Below are 17,564 nucleotides of genomic sequence, written 5' to 3' on the forward strand. Positions count from 1 at the left end.
GCCCAGGACACCCCCACGACGACAGCGGCGGCCTCGGAACCGAGCCCTTCGTGGTGCCCTCTGCCCTAGAACAACGGCTCCGGCAGCACCCCTTCCAGTGCCAGCAGCTTCCGCTTGGTCTCCACGCCGCCCCCGAACCCGCCGATGCCGCCGTCCCTCTCCACGACCCGGTGACAGGGCACGACGACCGGCAGCGGATTGGCTCCCATGGCCATCCCCACCGCCTGGGCCGCCCCCGGCTGACCGACGCGCCGCGCCAGGTCGCCGTAGCCCACCACCGCCCCGTACGGAACGCCGGACGCCAGCTCACGCAGCACCTGGCGGTTGAAGCCGGAGATCAGGGACCAGTCCAGGGGCAGTTCGAAGTCGCGGCGCTCGCCAGCGAAGTACGCCGCGAACTGACGTATCGCCTCGGCCAGCAGCGGGGACTCCGGCGCTTCGACGGGCTCGGCCGCGAACCGCGCTCCGAGCCGCTCCAGGGTCTTGTCGCGCACCTCGTCCGTGGCGTGGAAGACCACGCTGACCAGGCCCTCGCCGGTCGCCGCCAGCAGCAGCGGGCCGATGCCGCTGTCGACGACGGCCCACACCACCCGCTGCTCGTTCTGCCCATGGCTGTTCATGCGTTCCACGGTACGGCGCACCACTGACAACGCCTGTGGCGCGGACGCGTACGGACGCCGGTGGCGCGGACACGTACAGGCGTCCGTGCCACCGGCGACGGGTGGTCGGAGACGGTCGGCCGGCGACGCGCGGTCGGCCCGTGGACTCAGCTCTCGCGAAGCGCCTTCCGCACCACGTCGGGCTTGTTCGTGATGATGCCGTTCACGCCGAGACCCGTGACACGCCGTGTGTCCGCGGCGGTGTCGACGGTCCAGGTGAAGATCTCCAGCGGCTTGCCGTGCGGCCCTTCGAGCGCGTGGATCGACGCGACGTACCCGCGGGAGATCGTCGTGTGCGACGAGTTGATCTGGTCGGCGAACCGCGCGTACGCGGGCAGCTCCGCGACCGACGGGGTGCCCAGGAAGCCCGTCTTGATGTCGGGCCGCAGGGCGTGCACCTTGCGCACACTGTCCGCACTGAAGCTCTGGATCACGAGCTTGCGCCGTACATGGGCCGGGCCCAGCCAGCCCTCGTTGCTGAGGGTCTTGAGGGTCTCCCGCTCGATGCCCGGGTACAGCTCGGGGTTCTTGATCTCCAGAACGAGCTTCTGGTGGTTGTGCGAGACCCGGTTCATGTACTGCTTCAGCGTCGGGACGCGCGCACCCTTGTAGCGGGCGCTGAACCAGCTGCCCGCGTCCAGGCGGGCGATCTCCGCGGCGGTGAAGTCCTTCACCTTCCAGGGGGCCCTCTTGGGGAAGACCTCCTCCACATCGGTCGTGCGGGCCAGGCTGTCGTCGTGGATCACGACGAGCTTGCCGTCCTTGGTGCGCTGGACGTCGTTCTCGACCCAGGTGAAGCCGAGACGGGCCGCCCGGTCGATGGCGGCGAGGGTGTTCTCGGGGGCTTGGGCCGAGGCTCCGCGGTGTGCGATGACCAGAGGCTGGTCGGTGCTCCCGGCCGCGTGAGCGATGGGGGCGGGGAGAACGACGGCGGCTCCCAGGAGCGCGGTGGTCGTGGCGGCGGCAGCGCGCGCGTGCATGCGTACTCCTAGCGTCTGCGATCACGGACGGTCTCAGAGTGACAGCAGACGGTCAACTTTAGGGGGGTACAGGATGGCCATAAATTGAATGGAGTTGCCCAAGCCCGATCACGTGTGCCGCACAACTGGGGCAAGGTCGTGATTCTTTGCCGGAAAATCGTTCGACCGTTCAGGTGCGAGTCATACTCTCTGCGACAACCCTGGTCGCTGCGGCGCTCCTGGGGCGGGGGCGTTTCACGGAATTCCGGGATGTAACAGGGCGGAAAGGCAACCGCGCATGCAGGGCACGGTCGACGGATTCAGCTACGGACTCGTCACGCCTCTCGTGGCGTACCTGATGGCGTGTCTCGGCGGAGCGCTCGGTCTGCGCTGCACCACGAGGTCGATGCTCGTCACCCGTTCCTGGCGGCCAGGCTGGCTCGCTCTCGGCTCCGCGGCGATCGGCTCCGGCATCTGGACCATGCACTTCATCGCGATGATGGGGTTCTCCGTCCGGGAGACCCCGGTGAACTACGACATGCTGATGACCTTCGCGAGTCTCGGCGTCGCGATCGTCATGGTCGGCATCGGGATCTTCATCGTCGGATACCGGGGAGCCTCCGGAACGGCCCTGTTCACCGGGGGCACCATCACCGGACTCGGCGTCGCCTCCATGCACTACCTGGGCATGGCCGGAATGCGCCTCAACGGCAAGCTGGAGTACAACACCCTCACCGTCGCCGCCTCGGTCGTCATAGCCGTCGCCGCCGCGACAGCGGCCCTGTGGGCGGCGGGCCAGGTCCGCGGCTTCCTGTGGAGCGTGGGCGCGAGCCTCGTCATGGGTCTCGCCGTCAGCGGCATGCACTACACGGGAATGGCCGCCCTCAGCGTCCATCTGCACGGTGCCACCAGCGCCCCCGCCGGAGACTCGCCCGCCTCCCTGCTGGCGCCCCTGATGATCGGCCCGCTGGCCTTCCTGCTGCTCGCCGGCGTCGTCGTGATGTTCGACCCGCTGATGGTCATGGGCAAGCCCGACTGGAGCGCCGCCGAGCAGAAGCCCGGCATCCCGGCCCACACGGTCCACCCCACCCGACGCGGGCACGTGCCCGGCCCCCGCTCCCGCCACCACGACGATTCACGGACCCCGCAGAACTGGTGAGAGGACCCCGTTGTCAGTGCGGGGTCGTACGGTTGATTCCATGCGGCCCGTATCCAAGATCGAACGCACGGTGGCGCCTTTCGAGGTCGTCAGTCCCTTCCAGCCCAGCGGCGACCAGCCCGCTGCCATCGCTGACCTTGAGCGGCGGATCCTCGCAGGTGAGAAGGATGTCGTCCTCCTCGGTGCCACCGGCACCGGAAAGTCCGCGACCACCGCGTGGATGATCGAGAAACTCCAGCGCCCCACCCTGGTGATGGCGCCGAACAAGACGCTGGCCGCCCAGCTCGCCAACGAGTTCCGAGAGCTCCTGCCGAACAACGCGGTCGAGTACTTCGTCTCGTACTACGACTACTACCAGCCCGAGGCCTACGTCCCGCAGTCGGACACCTACATCGAGAAGGACTCCTCGATCAACGAGGAGGTGGAGCGGCTGCGTCACTCCGCCACCAACTCGCTGCTCACCCGACGTGACGTCGTCGTGGTCGCCTCGGTCTCCTGCATCTACGGCCTGGGCACGCCGCAGGAGTACGTGGACCGCATGGTCAACCTCAAGGTCGGCGACGAGATCGACCGCGACGACCTGCTCCGCCGCTTCGTCGACATCCAGTACACGCGCAACGACCTGGCCTTCACCCGCGGCACCTTCCGCGTCCGCGGCGACACCATCGAGATCTTCCCGGTCTACGAGGAGCTGGCCGTCCGCATCGAGATGTTCGGTGACGAGATCGAGGCCCTGTCCACGCTGCACCCGCTCACCGGCGAGATCATCACCGACGACCAGCAGCTCTACATCTTCCCGGCGACCCACTACGTAGCGGGGCCCGAGCGCCTCGAGCGCGCCGCCAACGACATCGAGAAGGAACTGGGCGAGCGCCTGTCCGAGCTGGAGAAGCAGGGCAAGCTCCTGGAGGCCCAGCGGCTGCGCATGCGCACGACGTACGACCTGGAGATGCTCCGCCAGATCGGCTCCTGCTCCGGCGTCGAGAACTACTCGATGCACTTCGACGGCCGCGAGCCCGGCTCCCCGCCGAACACGCTGCTCGACTACTTCCCGGACGACTTCCTGCTCGTCATCGACGAGTCGCACGTCACGGTGCCCCAGATCGGCGCGATGTACGAGGGCGACGCCTCCCGCAAGCGGACCCTCGTCGACCACGGCTTCCGGCTGCCCTCCGCCCTGGACAACCGCCCCCTGAAGTGGGAGGAGTTCCAGCAGCGCATCGGACAGGCCGTCTACCTGTCGGCGACACCCGGCAAGTACGAGCTCTCGCGCGGGGACGGCTTCGTCGAACAGATCATCCGCCCCACCGGCCTCATCGACCCCGAGGTCGTGGTCAAGCCCACCGAGGGCCAGATCGACGACCTGGTACACGAGATCCGCAAGCGCACCGAGAAGGACGAGCGCGTCCTGGTCACCACGCTCACCAAGAAGATGGCCGAGGACCTGACCGACTACTTCCTGGAAATGGGCATCCAGGTCCGGTACCTGCACAGTGACGTCGACACTCTGCGCCGCGTCGAACTGCTGCGTGAGCTGCGTGCCGGTGAGTACGACGTCCTGGTCGGCATCAACCTCCTCAGGGAGGGCCTCGACCTGCCCGAGGTCTCCCTGGTGTCGATCCTCGACGCCGACAAGGAGGGCTTCCTGCGCTCCGGCACCTCGCTGATCCAGACCATCGGCCGCGCGGCACGCAACGTGTCCGGTCAGGTCCACATGTACGCCGACAAGATCACCCCGGCGATGGAGAAGGCCATCGACGAGACCAATCGCCGCCGGGAGAAGCAGGTCGCGTACAACACGGAGCGGGGCATCGACCCCCAGCCCCTCCGCAAGAAGATCAACGACATCGTGGCGCAGATCGCCCGCGAGGACGTCGACACGGAGCAGCTGCTCGGCTCGGGCTACCGCAAGTCGAAGGACGGCAAGAACGCCAAGGCCCCCGTGCCCGCGCTGGGGTCCAAGGCGGCCAAGGGAGCCAGGTCCGGCAAGGACAAGGCGACCGTGCCGACCGATCGCCCCGCGGCGGAACTGACGGGGCAGATCGAGGAGATGACGGAGCGGATGCGCGCCGCCGCCGCGGACCTGCAGTTCGAGATCGCCGCGCGGCTGCGTGACGAGGTCTCGGAGATGAAGAAGGAGCTGCGGCAGATGAAGGAGGCCGGTATCGCCTGACGCCCGGCCACCGCGCAGTGTTGCAAGACCGACACAAAGTGTGCACCGGGCTTCGAGGCTGTCAGTGGCTCTGCGTAGGCTTGCTGGTCAACCGCAGGATTCTGCGGCAACAGGGGAGACAGTCCGAGAAGGGAACAGCGCGTGACGGTCAACATGACCAAGGGTCAGGCCATCAGTCTGCAGAAGAACGACGGAGGCACGCTGACCGCGGTGCGCATGGGGCTCGGCTGGCAGGCCGCCCCGCGACGTGGCCTGTTCGGTTCCCGCACCCGCGAGATCGACCTCGACGCGTCCGCCGTGCTGTTCGCCGACAAGCAGCCGGTCGACGTGGTGTTCTTCCGTCACCTCGTCAGCGACGACGGCTCCGTGCGGCACACCGGTGACAACCTCGTCGGCGGTGTGGGCCAGGGCGGCGACGACGAGGCGATCCTCGTCGACCTCGCGCGCATCCCGGTCCACATCGACCAGATCGTCTTCACCGTGAACTCGTTCACGGGCCAGACGTTCCAGGAGGTGCAGGACGCGTTCTGCCGTCTGGTCGACGAGACCAACGGCCAGGAGCTGGCCCGCTACACCCTGGCCGGCGGCGGGCAGTACACCGCGCAGATCATGGCGAAGGTGCACCGCGCGGGCGCGGGCTGGCAGATGACGGCCCTCGGTACGCCTGCCAACGGCCGTACCTTCCAGGACCTGATGCCGGCGATCCTGCCGCACCTGTAGTCACGTCCGGCCAGTCGGCCCGGCGCCGGCGCACGAGTACACAGGGGGAACGAAGGCGATGACGGCTGAGCTGGTCCGGGGGCAGAACCACCCGCTCTCCCAGGCCCGACTTGAGATCCGGGTGTCGGCCGGCAAGCCGGTCGTGGCCGGGGCCACGCTCAGCGACGAGCGGGGCAAGGTGCACGGAGTCGAGTGGGTGGCCCATCCGGGCTCACCCACTCTGCCGGGCATAGAGGTGTCCAAGCAGGCGGCTGCCGATCACCGGCTCGCGTGCGACCTCGACGCCCTGCCGGAGACTGTGCACCGGGTCAGCGTGCTCCTGGCCCTGCCGTCCGGAGTGGGCGGTCCGGTCCGGTTCGGGGCCGTCGCCGCCCCCTTCGTCGCGGTCACCGGACTCGACGGTTCCGAGGTCGTCAGCTACACGGTCACGGGTCTCGACGCCGAGTCGGCCGTCGTCGCACTGGAGCTCTACCGCAGGCAGGGCGCCTGGAAGGTACGCGCGGTGGGCCAGGGATACGCGGGCGGCCTCGCCGAGCTCCTCACCGACCAGGGCCTTCCCCAGGCCCGGCAACTCGCGGGCAGCATCAACGAAGCGGTCGTCCAGGGCCTCGCGCGCTCGGTGGCCGCGCCACCGCCGCGTGCGGCCGACGGCGACCGCTCCCGGCACGCCGCGACACCCGCGCTGGGGCAGGACCAGGGCGGCTCGACGTCCCCGGGCACGCCCGGCCAGGTGTCACCGCAGCACGGACACCCCGGCGGGCAGGCATCCACGACGCCCGGCGCCGGGTCCGGGGCGCCGCAGCCCGCCTACCCGTCTGCTTCCGCACCGGCGGACCCCTCCGCCGTCACACAGCCCGCCGGTCCCGGAACCGGCGGCCCCGTCAACTACAGCCACCCCGGCCGGCAGGCCGCCGCACCCCCTCCTCCGCCGCCGACCGCGCCCCCGGCCCAGCCGGGGCAGCCCGCACAGCCCGTGGCGGGCGACGCGACCGGCTGGTCCATGGAGGAGCGCCTGTACAACCAGGTGTGGGGCATGTTCGAGGACCTGGCCCGCACCACCGCCGCGTACCGCAGTGCCGTCGACTTCGCCGAGTCCCGCATGGAGCAGGAGCTCGACAAGGTGCTGTCCGACCCGCGCGCCCGGATCGGCGGACAGGGCGATGCCGCCCGCGAGGCGGCCCGCGCCAAGCAGGCCGAGCTGGTCGACCGGGCCAGGGAGGCGCTCGACCGCGACCTCGCCCAGCTCACCGCGGAGGCCGAGGTCGTCGAACCGGCACTGCCGCCCGCGTTCGCCCGCTGGGACAACCCCGCCTGGCACGGCTACCGCGTCCCGATGGAGATCCCCATGGCCGTGCGCCTGGGAGATCTGCACCTGCCCGAGAGCGCCGGCCTCAGCATTCCGATGCTGGTGCGGCTGCCGCTGGAGCGCGGACTGTGGATCGACAGCGGCCGTACGGGGTCCTTCGAGGGTTCGATCGCGGACTCCGACGACCTGCGCCGCCTCGCCATGGACACGGCCGTGGCGCACGCGGCCAGGCTGCTCGCCGTCTATCCGGCGGGCGAATACACCGTGCACGTCATCGACGCGGCGGGCTCGGCGGCCTCGTCCCTCGCGCCGTTGGTGAGCACCGGCGTGCTCGGTGCGCCGCCCGCCGTGGGCGCCGCCGGGGTGAACGAGGTACTGGCCCGGCTGACCCAGCGGGTGGACCTGGTGCAGATGGCCATCCGGGGCGGGGCGGCCGACTCACTGCCGTCCGATCTCGACCCGGCCGAGCAACTGCTGATCGTCAACGACTTCCCGCACGGCTTCGACGACCGCGCAGTGACCCAGCTGCGCTACCTCGCGGACGAGGGGCCGGCCGTCGGGGTCCACCTCATGCTGGTCGCCGACCGGGAGGACGCCGCCGCCTACGGGCCGCTGCTCGACCCGCTCTGGCGGTCTTTGCTCCGGCTCACACCGGTGCCCGACGACCACCTCGCCGACCCCTGGGTCGGACACACATGGACCTACGACCCCTCGCGGGTTCCTCCGGGCAGCCAGGTGCTCCATCACGTCCTCACCCAGGTCGCGACCGCCCGCCGCTCCTGGAACCGCTGAGGTCCGCCGGGGTTCACTCGCTGAGCCCCGCCGGGTCCTCCCAAGCTTTCCCAAGGATTCGTCAAGCCCCCTGACCAGCGCACTTGGCACTTCTTTTACCAATCTCTTTACCTTTCCTTGGTGGTTGGGGTACTGTCATGAGTGCGGAGGGGAGTACTCCCTACCTACTGCGACGTACCCGTCAATACGGATCCGGCCGGATCCCGGGGCGTCGGCCCGGATAACCCCGGGCGCATCACGCGCCCCGGACACATCGGGTGGAAGAGACCTCCAGCAGCGACGACGCTGACATTTGCCGTTACGAACTGCCGGAGGCGCAGTGGATGTTTCCGTGACCCTTTGGGTCCTGACGATCGTGGGCCTAGCGGCCCTCATCGCGGTCGATTTCTTCATCGGCCGCAAACCGCACGACGTTTCCATCAAGGAAGCCGGGATCTGGACGGTCGTCTGGATCGTCCTGGCCGCGCTGTTCGGACTCGGACTGCTGCTCTTCTCCGGCGGCCAGCCCGCCGGTGAGTTCTTCGCCGGGTTCATCACCGAGAAGTCGCTGAGCGTCGACAACCTCTTCGTCTTCGTTCTGATCATGGCGAAGTTCGCGGTGCCCACGCAGTACCAGCAGCGTGTGCTGCTGATCGGTGTGCTCATCGCCCTCGTCCTGCGCGCGATCTTCATCGCCGCGGGTGCCGCGATCCTGGCGAGCTTCGCCTGGGTCTTCTACATCTTCGGCGCGTTCCTCATCTACACCGCGTGGAAGCTGATCCAGGAAGCCCGCGCCGACGACGAGGACGAGGAGTTCGAGGAGAACCGCCTGCTCAAGGCAGTCGAGCGCCGCTTCGGTGTCGCCGACCGCTACCACGGCACCAAGCTGTGGATCCAGCAGAACGGCAAGCGGGTCATGACCCCGATGCTGGTCGTGATGCTCGCCATCGGCACCACCGACGTGCTCTTCGCACTCGACTCGATCCCCGCGATCTTCGGCCTGACACAGGACCCGTACATCGTGTTCACGGCCAACGCGTTCGCGCTCATGGGTCTGCGACAGCTGTACTTCCTCATCGGCGGACTGCTCAGGAAGCTGGTCCACCTCAGCTACGGTCTGTCGGTCATCCTCGGATTCATCGGCGTCAAGCTGGTGCTGCACGCGCTGCACGAGTCCGGCGTCCATGTCCCGGAGATCTCCATCCCCGTCTCCCTCGGCGTGATCTGCGGTGTCCTCGTGATCACCACGATCACCAGCCTCATGGCCTCCAAGAAGCAGGAGGCCGCGGAGGCGCAGCAGGCCGAAGGGCCCCAGAAGGGCGAAGGGACTCAGAAGGACAGCATCGACGTCTGACCGCGTCGGACGTAGAAACAACCAGCACCGGGAGCGACGCTCGGCGAATTGCCGACGACCGTTCCCGGTGCTTGCTTGTGTGCTGAGCGGTCCCCGGCCCGGGGGCGCCCGGCCGAGTGGAGGTACCCATGAAGTTCGCGCAGATCATCGACTTCGAGACCGAGCGCATCGACGAGATGCGGGAGCTGATCCGGGAGGCCGAGAAGGGCTCGGCCGGGCGCAGCGGCGGCCCCACGCACCGCATGGTCCTGCAGGACCGGAACACCCCGAACCGCTACCTCGTGGTCCTTGAGTTCGAGTCGTTCGACGAGGCGATGCGCAACAGCGAGGACCGCGGGACGACCAGGATGGCGGAGCGCATGGCGGAGCTGTGCAGCCGGCCGCCCCGGTTCACCGACTGCGACGTACGCGAGTCGTCCGAGATGAAGTAGCGACTGAACCAGCAACTGGGGCAGCAGGGGCGCCCGCGGCGGCGAGGGTCACGGGCACGGCTCCGACGCCCGGCCGCAACCGCGGGTGCGGACGCGACTGCGGCCGGGGCCGCCTGCCGTCGGAGTGCGGGGCTCGCGTGAGGCTGCGACGATCGCTGCATGATCGCTCGGCTTCGGTCACTCGTGACGCAGTGGACGGCCGTCGTGCCCGTGATCGCGATCGTCCTGCTGGCCCTCACCTGGGGACGTGGCCTGCCCGGCGCGGTCGTGGCCCTGGTGACGCTGGTGCTGGCCGGCGCCGTGCTGGCCGCGGTCCACCACGCCGAGGTGGTCGCTCACCGGGTCGGGGAGCCCTTCGGCTCACTGGTCCTCGCCGTCGCCGTCACCATCATCGAGGTGGCGCTGATCGTCACCCTCATGGCGGACGGCGGGGACAAGAGCGCCACACTGGCCCGGGACACCGTTTTCGCGGCCGTCATGATCACCTGCAACGGCATCTTCGGCCTGAGCCTCCTCGTCGCCTCCCTGCGGCACGGTCTGGCCGTCTTCAACGCCGAAGGCACCGGCGCCGCCCTGGCGACCGTCGCGACCCTGGCGACGCTCAGCCTGGTGCTGCCGACCTTCACCACCAGCAAGCCGGGACCGGAGTTCTCCACGGCCCAGCTCACCTTCGCCGCCCTCTCCTCGCTCGTCCTGTACGGCATGTTCGTGGCCACGCAGACGGTGCGGCACCGCGACTACTTCCTGCCGATCACCCGGCAGGGAGAGGTCATCGACGCGGACGACCACGCCGAGACCCCGCCCTCCAGGACCGCCCTGATCAGCCTGGGCTTCCTCGGTCTGGCGCTCGTCGGCGTGGTCGGCCTCGCCAAGGGCGTCTCGCCCACCATCGAGTCCGGGGTGGAGGCGGCCGGGATGCCGCACTCCGTGGTCGGCGTGATCATCGCTCTGCTCGTCCTGCTCCCCGAGACGATCGCCGCACTGCGTTCCGCCCGACGCGACCGGGTGCAGACCAGTCTGAACCTCGCCCTCGGCTCGGCGATGGCGAGCATCGGCCTGACCATCCCGGCCGTGGCGATCGCGTCCATCTGGCTCTCCGGTCCCCTCGTCCTCGGCCTGGGCTCGACCCATATGGTGCTGCTCGCGCTGACCGTGGTGGTCAGTTCGCTCACGGTGGTCCCCGGCCGGGCGACCCCGCTTCAGGGCGGAGTCCACCTGGTGCTGTTCGCGGCGTACCTGGAACTCGCGATCAATCCGTAGGAGCCGGGAGCCGGGAGCCGGGAGCCGGGAGCCCGGAGGGCGGAGGTCGGTCGGAGCCCGGAGCCCGCAGGCGGGGCCGGGAGCGGCGTACGCGCTCCGGCGGCAGGGTCCGCGAAACCAGCCCGCGTAAACGCTTGCGCAAGCGTTTACGTTCCCACGTCGACGCCGCTCAGGTGGTCGCCGGTTCCACCGCCGCCACCTTCACGAACCGTGTCTCCGGGAGCAGCGCGAAGCAGCCGAGGCTGAGCAGCGCGATGCCCGTCAGATAGGCGGCCACGCCCCACGGGACCCGCCCGCTCTGGTCGGCGATCGCGGTCGCCACGATCGGGGTGAGCGCGCCCCCGAGCACCCCGCCCAGGTTGTAGCCCACCGCCGCGCCCGTGCAGCGCACCCGTGGCTCGTACAACTCCGGCAGGTACGCGGCGATCACGGCGAACATCGTCACGAACGCGATCAGGGCCACCAGGAAGCCGAGGAACATCAGCAGCGGTTCGCCCGTCGACAGCAGCGCGATCATCGGGAACATCCACACGGCGGCGCCCGCGCAGCCGGCCAGGCACAGGGGCCGCCGCCCGTAGCGGTCGCTCAGAACGGCCACCAGGGGAGTGAGCGCACCCTTCACCACGACGGCCGCCATGATGATGGCCAGCATGACGGTACGGCTCACCCCGAGCCGTTCGGTCGCGTAGGCGAGGGACCAGGTCGTCACCGCGTAGAACAGCGCGTATCCCACGGAGAGCGCCCCGGCCGTCAGCAGTACGAGGCGCCAGTGGCCGCGGACCACCTCGACGAGCGGCACGCGCGCGTGGTCCTGCATTTCGAGGAACCTGGGGCTCTCGGCGAGCGAGGAGCGCAGCCACAGTCCGGCCGCCGCGAGCACGCCCGCCGCCCAGAACGGCACCCGCCAGCCCCAGGCCGCGAACTGCGCGTCGGAGAGCGTCGCCGACAAGGCCAGCACCACACCGTTGGCGAGGACGAACCCCAGTGCCGGTCCGATCTGGGGGAAGCTCGACCACAGTCCGCGACGGTCGGGGGGCGCGTGCTCGGCGGTCAGCAGCACCGCCCCGCCCCACTCCCCGCCGAGCCCGAGTCCCTGCAGGAAACGCAGCACAAGGAGCAGCACGGGAGCGGCCGTACCGATGGAGGCGTACGTCGGAACGCAGCCGACCGCGACGGTGGAGGCGCCGGTCAGCAGCAGCGAGGCGACGAGCACGGGCCGTCGGCCGTGCCGGTCCCCGATGTGCCCGAACAGGACCGAGCCGAGAGGCCGAGCCACGAACCCGACACCGAAGGTTCCGAAAGCCGCCAGGGTCCCCGCCAGCGGCGAGAACGTCGGGAAGAACAGCGGGCCGAGGACGAGCGCCGCCGCCGTCCCGTAGATGAAGAAGTCGTAGAACTCGATGGCCGTCCCGGCGAGTGCCGCGGCCGCGAGGCGCAGCATGGAAGGGGGGTTTACTGTGCGTGCACGGTGCATGCCGCGTCAACTACCCACGGTCACCATGAGTTACGGGGGCGCGCGGGGGCCCGGGCGGCCTCGGCGCGCCACCGTCACGCGCCGGGCACCCCAGGGGGCCGGTTCCGGTGTCCACCCACCGTGATAGACCGGGTCCGAGCAGCGGTCCTGAACGGGCCGACCCACCCGATCGGACCGGAGGAACCGTGCCCCGCACCCTGGCCAGCGCCCCCATCATGATTCTCAACGGCCCCAACCTGAACCTCCTGGGCCAGCGGCAGCCGGAGATCTACGGTTCCGACACCCTCGCCGACGTCGAGGCGCTGTGCGCCAAGGCGGCGGCCGGCCACGGCGGGACGGTCGACTTCCGGCAGTCCAACCACGAGGGCGAACTGGTCGACTGGATCCACGAGGCACGCCTCGGCCACTGCGGCATCGTGATCAATCCGGGCGCCTACTCGCACACCTCCGTGGCGATCCTGGACGCCCTCAACACCTGTGACGGCCTGCCCGTGTTGGAGGTCCACATCTCCAACATCCATCAGCGCGAGGCATTCCGGCATCACTCGTACGTCTCCCTCCGCGCCGACGGTGTCATCGCGGGCTGCGGAGTGCAGGGGTACGTGTTCGGGGTGGAGCGGGTCGCGGCGCTGGCGGGAACGGGGCGGGCGGAGGCCTGACGGCCGCGCACGGGCGGTCGCCGGGCGTCGGCCGCCGCGACGGACACCGGCCGATGTCAGTGGCGGGTGCCACCATCGGGACATGACCGTTCAGAGCCGTCCCGCCTCCACGATCCGGCGCAGAAAGCGCCGGGTGCGCTCCTCCCGTGGCTCGCCGAAGACCTCCTCGGCCGTGCCGCGCTCCAGCACGACCCCGCCGTCGAGGAAACAGACCTGGTCTGCGACATCCCGGGCGAAGCCCATCTCGTGCGTGGCCAGCACCATGGTCATGCCGTCCTCCTTCAAGTCCCGGACGACGTTCAGGACTTCACCCACCAGCTCCGGGTCCAGTGCGGCCGTGACCTCGTCGAGGAGCAGCAGCCGGGGGCGTACGGCCAGGGCGCGGACGATCGCGGCCCGCTGCTGCTGGCCGCCGCTCAGCCGGTCCGGGTACTCGCCGGCCTTGGCGCCCAGCCCCAGCCGGTCGAGCAGCTCACGGGCGCGCGCCTCGGCCTCCGCCCGCCCCGTGCCGTGCACGCGCCGAGGGGCGAGCGTGATGTTCTCCAGGACGGTCATGTGCGGGAACAGGTTGTACGCCTGGAAGACCACGCCGATACGGCGGCGCACGGCGTCCTGGTCGGCCCGTGGGTCGGTGATCTCCTCGTCGTCCAGCCAGATGGCGCCGTCGTCGATCTCCTCCAGGAGGTTCGCGCAGCGCAGCAGCGTGGACTTGCCGGAGCCGGAGGCCCCGATCAGCGCCGTCACCGTGTGCGGAGCGACCTCCAGGTCGACGTCACGCAGCACGACCGAACCGCCGAAGGTCTTGCGGACGGCCTCCATACGCAGCACGGGACGCGGCACCGGTGCGGCGGGTTCCGTGGCCGTCCCGCCGATCTCCCCGCCGGTCGTCCCGCTCATATCGTTCCTCCCTGTGCGCGCCGGCGGTCCATCCGCGCCGTGACCCAGTCCGTGAAACGGGTCATCGGAATGGTCAGCGCGACGAAGACGAGTCCCGCGACGATGTACGGCGTGTAGTTGAGACTGCGGCCCACGATGATGTCCGCGGCACGCACGGCGTCGACCGCGCCGCCGATCGAGACGAGCCCGGTGTCCTTCTGCAGGGACACCAGGTCGTTGAGGAGCGGCGGCACCTGACGGCGTACGGCCTGGGGGAGGACCACGTACCGCAGTGCCTGACGGTTGCTCAGCCCGAGCGAGCGTGCCGCGGCCCGCTGCGAGGGGTGGACCGACTCGATGCCCGCGCGGAACACCTCGGCGACATACGCGGAGTACGTCAGGGTGAGCGCCGTGCCGCCCAGCAGCACCGGATCCACCGTGATGCCCTGCAACCGCAGCGCGGGCACGCCCAGGACCACGATCATCAGATTGATGATCAGCGGAAGACCACGGAAGAAGTCGGTGTACGCGGCGGCCAGCGCCCGCAGCGGGAAGAACACCGGGCCGCGCAGGGTGCGGGCGACGGCGATCAGCATGCCGAGGACGGGGACCGCCACGCCGCACACCAGGAGCAGCCGGACGTTCAGCCACAGCCCTTCGAGGACCTTGGGGAACGCCTCGCGCGCGTACCGCGCGCTGAAGAACGTCTCCTTGGTGCGCGGCCAGCCGGGCGCGTTGACGACGACGAGGTAGAGGACGACGCCGGTCACCAGGGTGGAGAGCGCGGCGATCGCGGTCGCGCGCCGGGCACGGGAGCGCTTGTGGCGTTCCCGCTCGATCCGCCGCCGCGAGGGGACGTACGGATCGTGCGTGTCCCCCTCGGCAGGATCCCCGCCGGTATCCCCGCCCGACTCCTCCTCCACGAAGGTCACTTGAGCACCGGCGCGTCCACCGCGTCGGACAGCCACTGCTTCTCGATGGCGGCGAGGGAACCGTCCTCGCGCAGGGCGTCCACGGCGTCGGTCACGCACGACGTGAGCGCACTGCCCTTGTCCAGCACGAGCCCGAACTGCTCCGGCGCGCCACCCTGGTTCTCGAACTGCCCGACGATCCTCGCGTCCGTGACCTCGGCCGCGGTGATGTAGAACGCGGTCGGCAGGTCGACCACGATGGCGTCCACCTGCCCGTTCTTCAGCGCGGACTTGGCCTGGTCGTTCTTCGCGTACGCGGCCGGATCCTCCGTCGGCTTCACCACGCCGTCGATGTAGTCGAGGCTGGTGGTGCCGACCTGAGCGCCCAGTTTGACGTCCTTCAGGTCGGCGACGCTCTTCGCGCCGGCGGCCTTGGAGCCCTTCAGTGCGACGACCGCCTGGCGTACGTCGTAGTAGCCGGACGAGAAATCTACGGCCTTCTTGCGTTCGTCGCTGATCGACACCTGGTTGATGTCGAAGTCGAAGGTCTTCTCACCGGGCGCGAAGGCCTTGTTGAAGGGCACGCTCTGCCAGACGACGTCGCCCTTGTCGTAGCCGAGCTGCTTCGCGACGGCGTACGCGGCGGCCGACTCGAAGCCCTTGCCGCTCGCCGGCCTGCCGTCCTTGAACCACGGCTCGTACGCGGGCTCGTCCGTCGCGATCGTCAGCTTCCCGGAGACCTCGGTGGCCAGGTCGCCCTCGGCGCACGACGCGGGGGAGGACGTGTCGGCGGCCCTGTCCTCGGACTGCGGCGTACAGCCGACGGCGACGGCGAACAGAGCGACGGCGGTGGTGGTGAGAGCCCCGCGCAGGGTGCTTCGAGCAGGATGCATGGCGGGAGAGTGGCAGGGCGCGGGCCCGGCTGTCGAGGTCACGGCGGCAACCGTCCGCATAGTGGGAACGGGTGTTGCAATGCTGTGAACTGGGGTGACATCGGAGGCGTTTCGCGTGTTCGGCGCCCGGGGCGGTGGCCGCCGGACGTCGGCCACCGCTGCCGGGCGGGGCCCCCGGCCGAGGGCGGGGAACGAAGGGCCGGCGACCCGTCCGACGCAGGAGCCGTCGTCCTGTGCGGAACTGCTCCCAGTGGACAGCGCGCTCTCGTGTGCGGGGAGCGCGCGCAGGGCGCCGGTGTGAGCGCTCGGTTCACACGGGGCGCGTGAGCCGCTGCCGCGAGCCCCACTGTCGCGCTGGGGTCGCGTGGTGATCTGACCGTCGGCCCGGGCCGACGCGCAGTTCCCCGCGCCCCTTCGGGGCTCGTGGTGCGGGTCGTCTACCAGCCCCGTGCGCGCCACTCCGGCAGGTGGGGCCGCTCAGCACCCAGTGACGTGTCGCTGCCGTGGCCCGGGTACACCCAGGTCTCGTCCGGCAGCGTGCCGAAGATCTTCGTCTCGACATCGTGGATCAGACTGGCGAAGGCCTTCGGATCCTTACGTGTGTTGCCCACACCACCCGGGAAGAGACAGTCCCCCGTGAACACATGAGGGTGGCCGTGCGGGTCGTCGTAGACCAGGGCGATCGAGCCGGGGGTGTGGCCCACCAGGTGACGGGCGGTCAGCTCCACGTGTCCGAATCGGATCGTGTCGCCGTCCCCGACCGGTACGTCCGTCGGGACGGGGATGCCGTCGACGTCGTCCCGTCCCGCGTACGTACGCGCGCCCGTGGCCTCCACGACCTCGGCGAGGGCCTGCCAGTGGTCGCCGTGCTGATGCGTGGTCACCACGGAGGCGATTCCGTCGGCGCCGATCAGGGTGAGCAGGGTGCCTGCGTCGTTCGCCGCATCGATCAGCAACTGCTCGTCAGTGGCCCGACAGCGCAGCACATAGGCGTTGTTGTCCATCGGGCCGACCGCGACCTTGGAGATCATCAGGCCTTGCAGCTCGTGCACATCCGCAGGGCCGCCGACCCTCACCGCTCCGCTGTACGTCATGCCGCTCAGCCTATAGCGGGGGCAGTACGGGAAGAGGTCCGCCCTCCGTGCGCAGAGCCGACCCCTCGCGGCGTCCCGCGAGCCAGCCGAGCAGGGCGGGTGCGGGACCGGTCACGGTGACCTCGGGGGCATCCCCTGCGTCCTTGGAGTCGCGCCCCGTGCTCCACGCGCGCGTGCCGTCGGTGACACGCGTGGAGGGGACCTCGGGATGCCCGGCGAAGCGGTCCGCGAGGAAGGCGATCTCCCGCTCCGTGAACTCGTCCGGCAGGTCCTCCAGCTCGTATCCGATGCCCAGGTCCACGTGGTGCAGTTCGACCTCGACCCACCGCCGGAACGGCACCCGGGCCGCCGAGTCGGTGACCCCGTTGCGCAGCTCCACGGTCCGTGACCAGTCGGCGGGCGCGGCCCCGGTCTCCTGGAAGCGGGCCGAGCTGTCGCGCAGGTCGACGAGCTGCGCCTTCAGGGGGCGAGGGGCGTCCCGCTCGATGTCGGCGTCCCGTGCCTGCCCGGAGGAATACATCGGCCGGCCCTCAAGGACGTTCACCAGGGCGTCCGCGTTGCGGGCGAGATGGGCCAGGACATGTCCACGGCTCCAGCCGGGCAGCCGTGACGGTTCGGTCACATCGGCGTTGTCCAGGGCGGCGACTGCGGTGTGCAGCCGTTCGGACGCGTCACGTACAGACGCCAGGTCGCGCACATGATCGTTCATGGGTCCGACGATAGCTCCGCCACACGTTCGGGTGAAGGTGGTGGACGACGTCCGCAAATCGAATGTGCGTGCTATAAGGTCGGGAGCGGCGCCGGGCATTCTTGGAAGTCCGGGATCGTTCTCATCGAGGCGAACCGAACCGGCGTTGTCAGTGGC

At 69.8% G+C, this 17,564-nt stretch carries 16 protein-coding genes; 8 read left to right on the forward strand and 8 right to left on the reverse strand.

From position 1 onward, the window contains the following. Positions 1-65: 65 nt before the first annotated feature. On the reverse strand, positions 66-620 hold the full coding sequence (locus tag ACFVH5_RS04415) for a methylated-DNA--[protein]-cysteine S-methyltransferase (RefSeq protein ID WP_385831964.1): 555 nt from the start codon (positions 618-620) through the stop codon (positions 66-68). Positions 621-766: 146 nt separating this feature from the next. Continuing rightward, the gene (locus tag ACFVH5_RS04420) at positions 767-1,639 is read right to left on the reverse strand and encodes a glycerophosphodiester phosphodiesterase (RefSeq protein WP_385831966.1); all 873 of its coding nucleotides are present in this window, start codon (positions 1,637-1,639) and stop codon (positions 767-769) included. 277 nt (positions 1,640-1,916) lie between these two features. Here ACFVH5_RS04420 and ACFVH5_RS04425 point away from each other — a divergent pair, with 277 nt between their 5' ends. The 7 genes from ACFVH5_RS04425 to ACFVH5_RS04455 all read left to right on the forward strand — a co-directional run bounded on the left by ACFVH5_RS04425 (position 1,917) and on the right by ACFVH5_RS04455 (position 10,792). Beyond that, complete coding sequence (locus ACFVH5_RS04425) at positions 1,917-2,777, forward strand: MHYT domain-containing protein (RefSeq protein WP_385831967.1); 861 nt, start codon at positions 1,917-1,919, stop codon at positions 2,775-2,777. Between the two features lie 40 nt (positions 2,778-2,817). Beyond that, the gene (gene uvrB / locus ACFVH5_RS04430; RefSeq protein WP_385831969.1) at positions 2,818-4,950 is read left to right on the forward strand and encodes an excinuclease ABC subunit UvrB; all 2,133 of its coding nucleotides are present in this window, start codon (positions 2,818-2,820) and stop codon (positions 4,948-4,950) included. Between the two features lie 141 nt (positions 4,951-5,091). Continuing rightward, positions 5,092-5,670: a TerD family protein gene (locus tag ACFVH5_RS04435; protein WP_055615261.1), complete on the forward strand. Its 579-nt coding sequence runs from the start codon at positions 5,092-5,094 to the stop codon at positions 5,668-5,670. Between the two features lie 58 nt (positions 5,671-5,728). Then, the gene (locus ACFVH5_RS04440; protein WP_385831971.1) at positions 5,729-7,768 is read left to right on the forward strand and encodes a TerD family protein; all 2,040 of its coding nucleotides are present in this window, start codon (positions 5,729-5,731) and stop codon (positions 7,766-7,768) included. Positions 7,769-8,087: 319 nt separating this feature from the next. Then, positions 8,088-9,101, forward strand: coding sequence for a TerC family protein (locus tag ACFVH5_RS04445; protein ID WP_385831973.1), 1,014 nt, complete (start codon positions 8,088-8,090; stop codon positions 9,099-9,101). A 128-nt stretch (positions 9,102-9,229) separates the two neighbouring features. After that, entirely contained in the window at positions 9,230-9,532 is a 303-nt protein-coding gene (locus ACFVH5_RS04450; protein ID WP_385831975.1) for a hypothetical protein, read from the forward strand. A 159-nt stretch (positions 9,533-9,691) separates the two neighbouring features. Beyond that, complete coding sequence (locus ACFVH5_RS04455; RefSeq protein WP_384809607.1) at positions 9,692-10,792, forward strand: calcium:proton antiporter; 1,101 nt, start codon at positions 9,692-9,694, stop codon at positions 10,790-10,792. Between the two features lie 169 nt (positions 10,793-10,961). Here ACFVH5_RS04455 and ACFVH5_RS04460 read toward each other — a convergent pair whose 3' ends face one another. Beyond that, the gene (locus ACFVH5_RS04460; protein WP_384809605.1) at positions 10,962-12,233 is read right to left on the reverse strand and encodes an MFS transporter; all 1,272 of its coding nucleotides are present in this window, start codon (positions 12,231-12,233) and stop codon (positions 10,962-10,964) included. A 218-nt stretch (positions 12,234-12,451) separates the two neighbouring features. Here ACFVH5_RS04460 and aroQ point away from each other — a divergent pair, with 218 nt between their 5' ends. Continuing rightward, positions 12,452-12,925: a type II 3-dehydroquinate dehydratase gene (gene aroQ / locus ACFVH5_RS04465; RefSeq protein WP_385831976.1), complete on the forward strand. Its 474-nt coding sequence runs from the start codon at positions 12,452-12,454 to the stop codon at positions 12,923-12,925. Positions 12,926-13,015: 90 nt separating this feature from the next. Here aroQ and ACFVH5_RS04470 read toward each other — a convergent pair whose 3' ends face one another. From ACFVH5_RS04470 to ACFVH5_RS04490, 5 genes are all read right to left on the reverse strand, one after another. After that, the gene (locus tag ACFVH5_RS04470) at positions 13,016-13,744 is read right to left on the reverse strand and encodes an amino acid ABC transporter ATP-binding protein (protein ID WP_385832005.1); all 729 of its coding nucleotides are present in this window, start codon (positions 13,742-13,744) and stop codon (positions 13,016-13,018) included. A gap of 74 nt (positions 13,745-13,818) precedes the next feature. Then, complete coding sequence (locus ACFVH5_RS04475) at positions 13,819-14,733, reverse strand: amino acid ABC transporter permease (protein WP_385831977.1); 915 nt, start codon at positions 14,731-14,733, stop codon at positions 13,819-13,821. Continuing rightward, positions 14,730-15,605: an ABC transporter substrate-binding protein gene (locus tag ACFVH5_RS04480; protein ID WP_385831978.1), complete on the reverse strand. Its 876-nt coding sequence runs from the start codon at positions 15,603-15,605 to the stop codon at positions 14,730-14,732. Before ACFVH5_RS04480 ends, ACFVH5_RS04475 begins: the two co-directional genes overlap by 4 nt. Positions 15,606-16,042: 437 nt before the next feature. Further along, positions 16,043-16,699 (reverse strand): MBL fold metallo-hydrolase, encoded by a 657-nt coding sequence (locus ACFVH5_RS04485; protein WP_384809597.1) that lies wholly within the window; start codon positions 16,697-16,699, stop codon positions 16,043-16,045. Positions 16,700-16,709: 10 nt separating this feature from the next. After that, positions 16,710-17,408 (reverse strand): maleylpyruvate isomerase family mycothiol-dependent enzyme, encoded by a 699-nt coding sequence (locus tag ACFVH5_RS04490; RefSeq protein ID WP_385831979.1) that lies wholly within the window; start codon positions 17,406-17,408, stop codon positions 16,710-16,712. Between the last annotated feature and the right edge of the window lie 156 nt (positions 17,409-17,564).

Origin of the sequence: Streptomyces sp. NPDC127119, assembly GCF_042677425.1 — a bacterium.
Taxonomy (GTDB): Bacteria; Actinomycetota; Actinomycetes; order Streptomycetales; family Streptomycetaceae; genus Streptomyces.

Coding starts and splice junctions, on each gene's coding strand:
- ACFVH5_RS04415 (WP_385831964.1), bottom strand. CDS start 620: ATGAACAGCCATGGGCAGAACGAGCAGCGGGTGGTGTGGGCCGTCGTC.
- ACFVH5_RS04420 (WP_385831966.1), bottom strand. CDS start 1,639: ATGCACGCGCGCGCTGCCGCCGCCACGACCACCGCGCTCCTGGGAGCC.
- ACFVH5_RS04425 (WP_385831967.1), top strand. CDS start 1,917: ATGCAGGGCACGGTCGACGGATTCAGCTACGGACTCGTCACGCCTCTC.
- uvrB (WP_385831969.1), top strand. CDS start 2,818: ATGCGGCCCGTATCCAAGATCGAACGCACGGTGGCGCCTTTCGAGGTC.
- ACFVH5_RS04440 (WP_385831971.1), top strand. CDS start 5,729: ATGACGGCTGAGCTGGTCCGGGGGCAGAACCACCCGCTCTCCCAGGCC.
- ACFVH5_RS04450 (WP_385831975.1), top strand. CDS start 9,230: ATGAAGTTCGCGCAGATCATCGACTTCGAGACCGAGCGCATCGACGAG.
- ACFVH5_RS04455 (WP_384809607.1), top strand. CDS start 9,692: ATGATCGCTCGGCTTCGGTCACTCGTGACGCAGTGGACGGCCGTCGTG.
- ACFVH5_RS04460 (WP_384809605.1), bottom strand. CDS start 12,233: ATGCTGCGCCTCGCGGCCGCGGCACTCGCCGGGACGGCCATCGAGTTC.
- ACFVH5_RS04470 (WP_385832005.1), bottom strand. CDS start 13,744: ATGGAGGCCGTCCGCAAGACCTTCGGCGGTTCGGTCGTGCTGCGTGAC.
- ACFVH5_RS04480 (WP_385831978.1), bottom strand. CDS start 15,605: ATGCATCCTGCTCGAAGCACCCTGCGCGGGGCTCTCACCACCACCGCC.
- ACFVH5_RS04485 (WP_384809597.1), bottom strand. CDS start 16,699: ATGACGTACAGCGGAGCGGTGAGGGTCGGCGGCCCTGCGGATGTGCAC.
- ACFVH5_RS04490 (WP_385831979.1), bottom strand. CDS start 17,408: ATGAACGATCATGTGCGCGACCTGGCGTCTGTACGTGACGCGTCCGAA.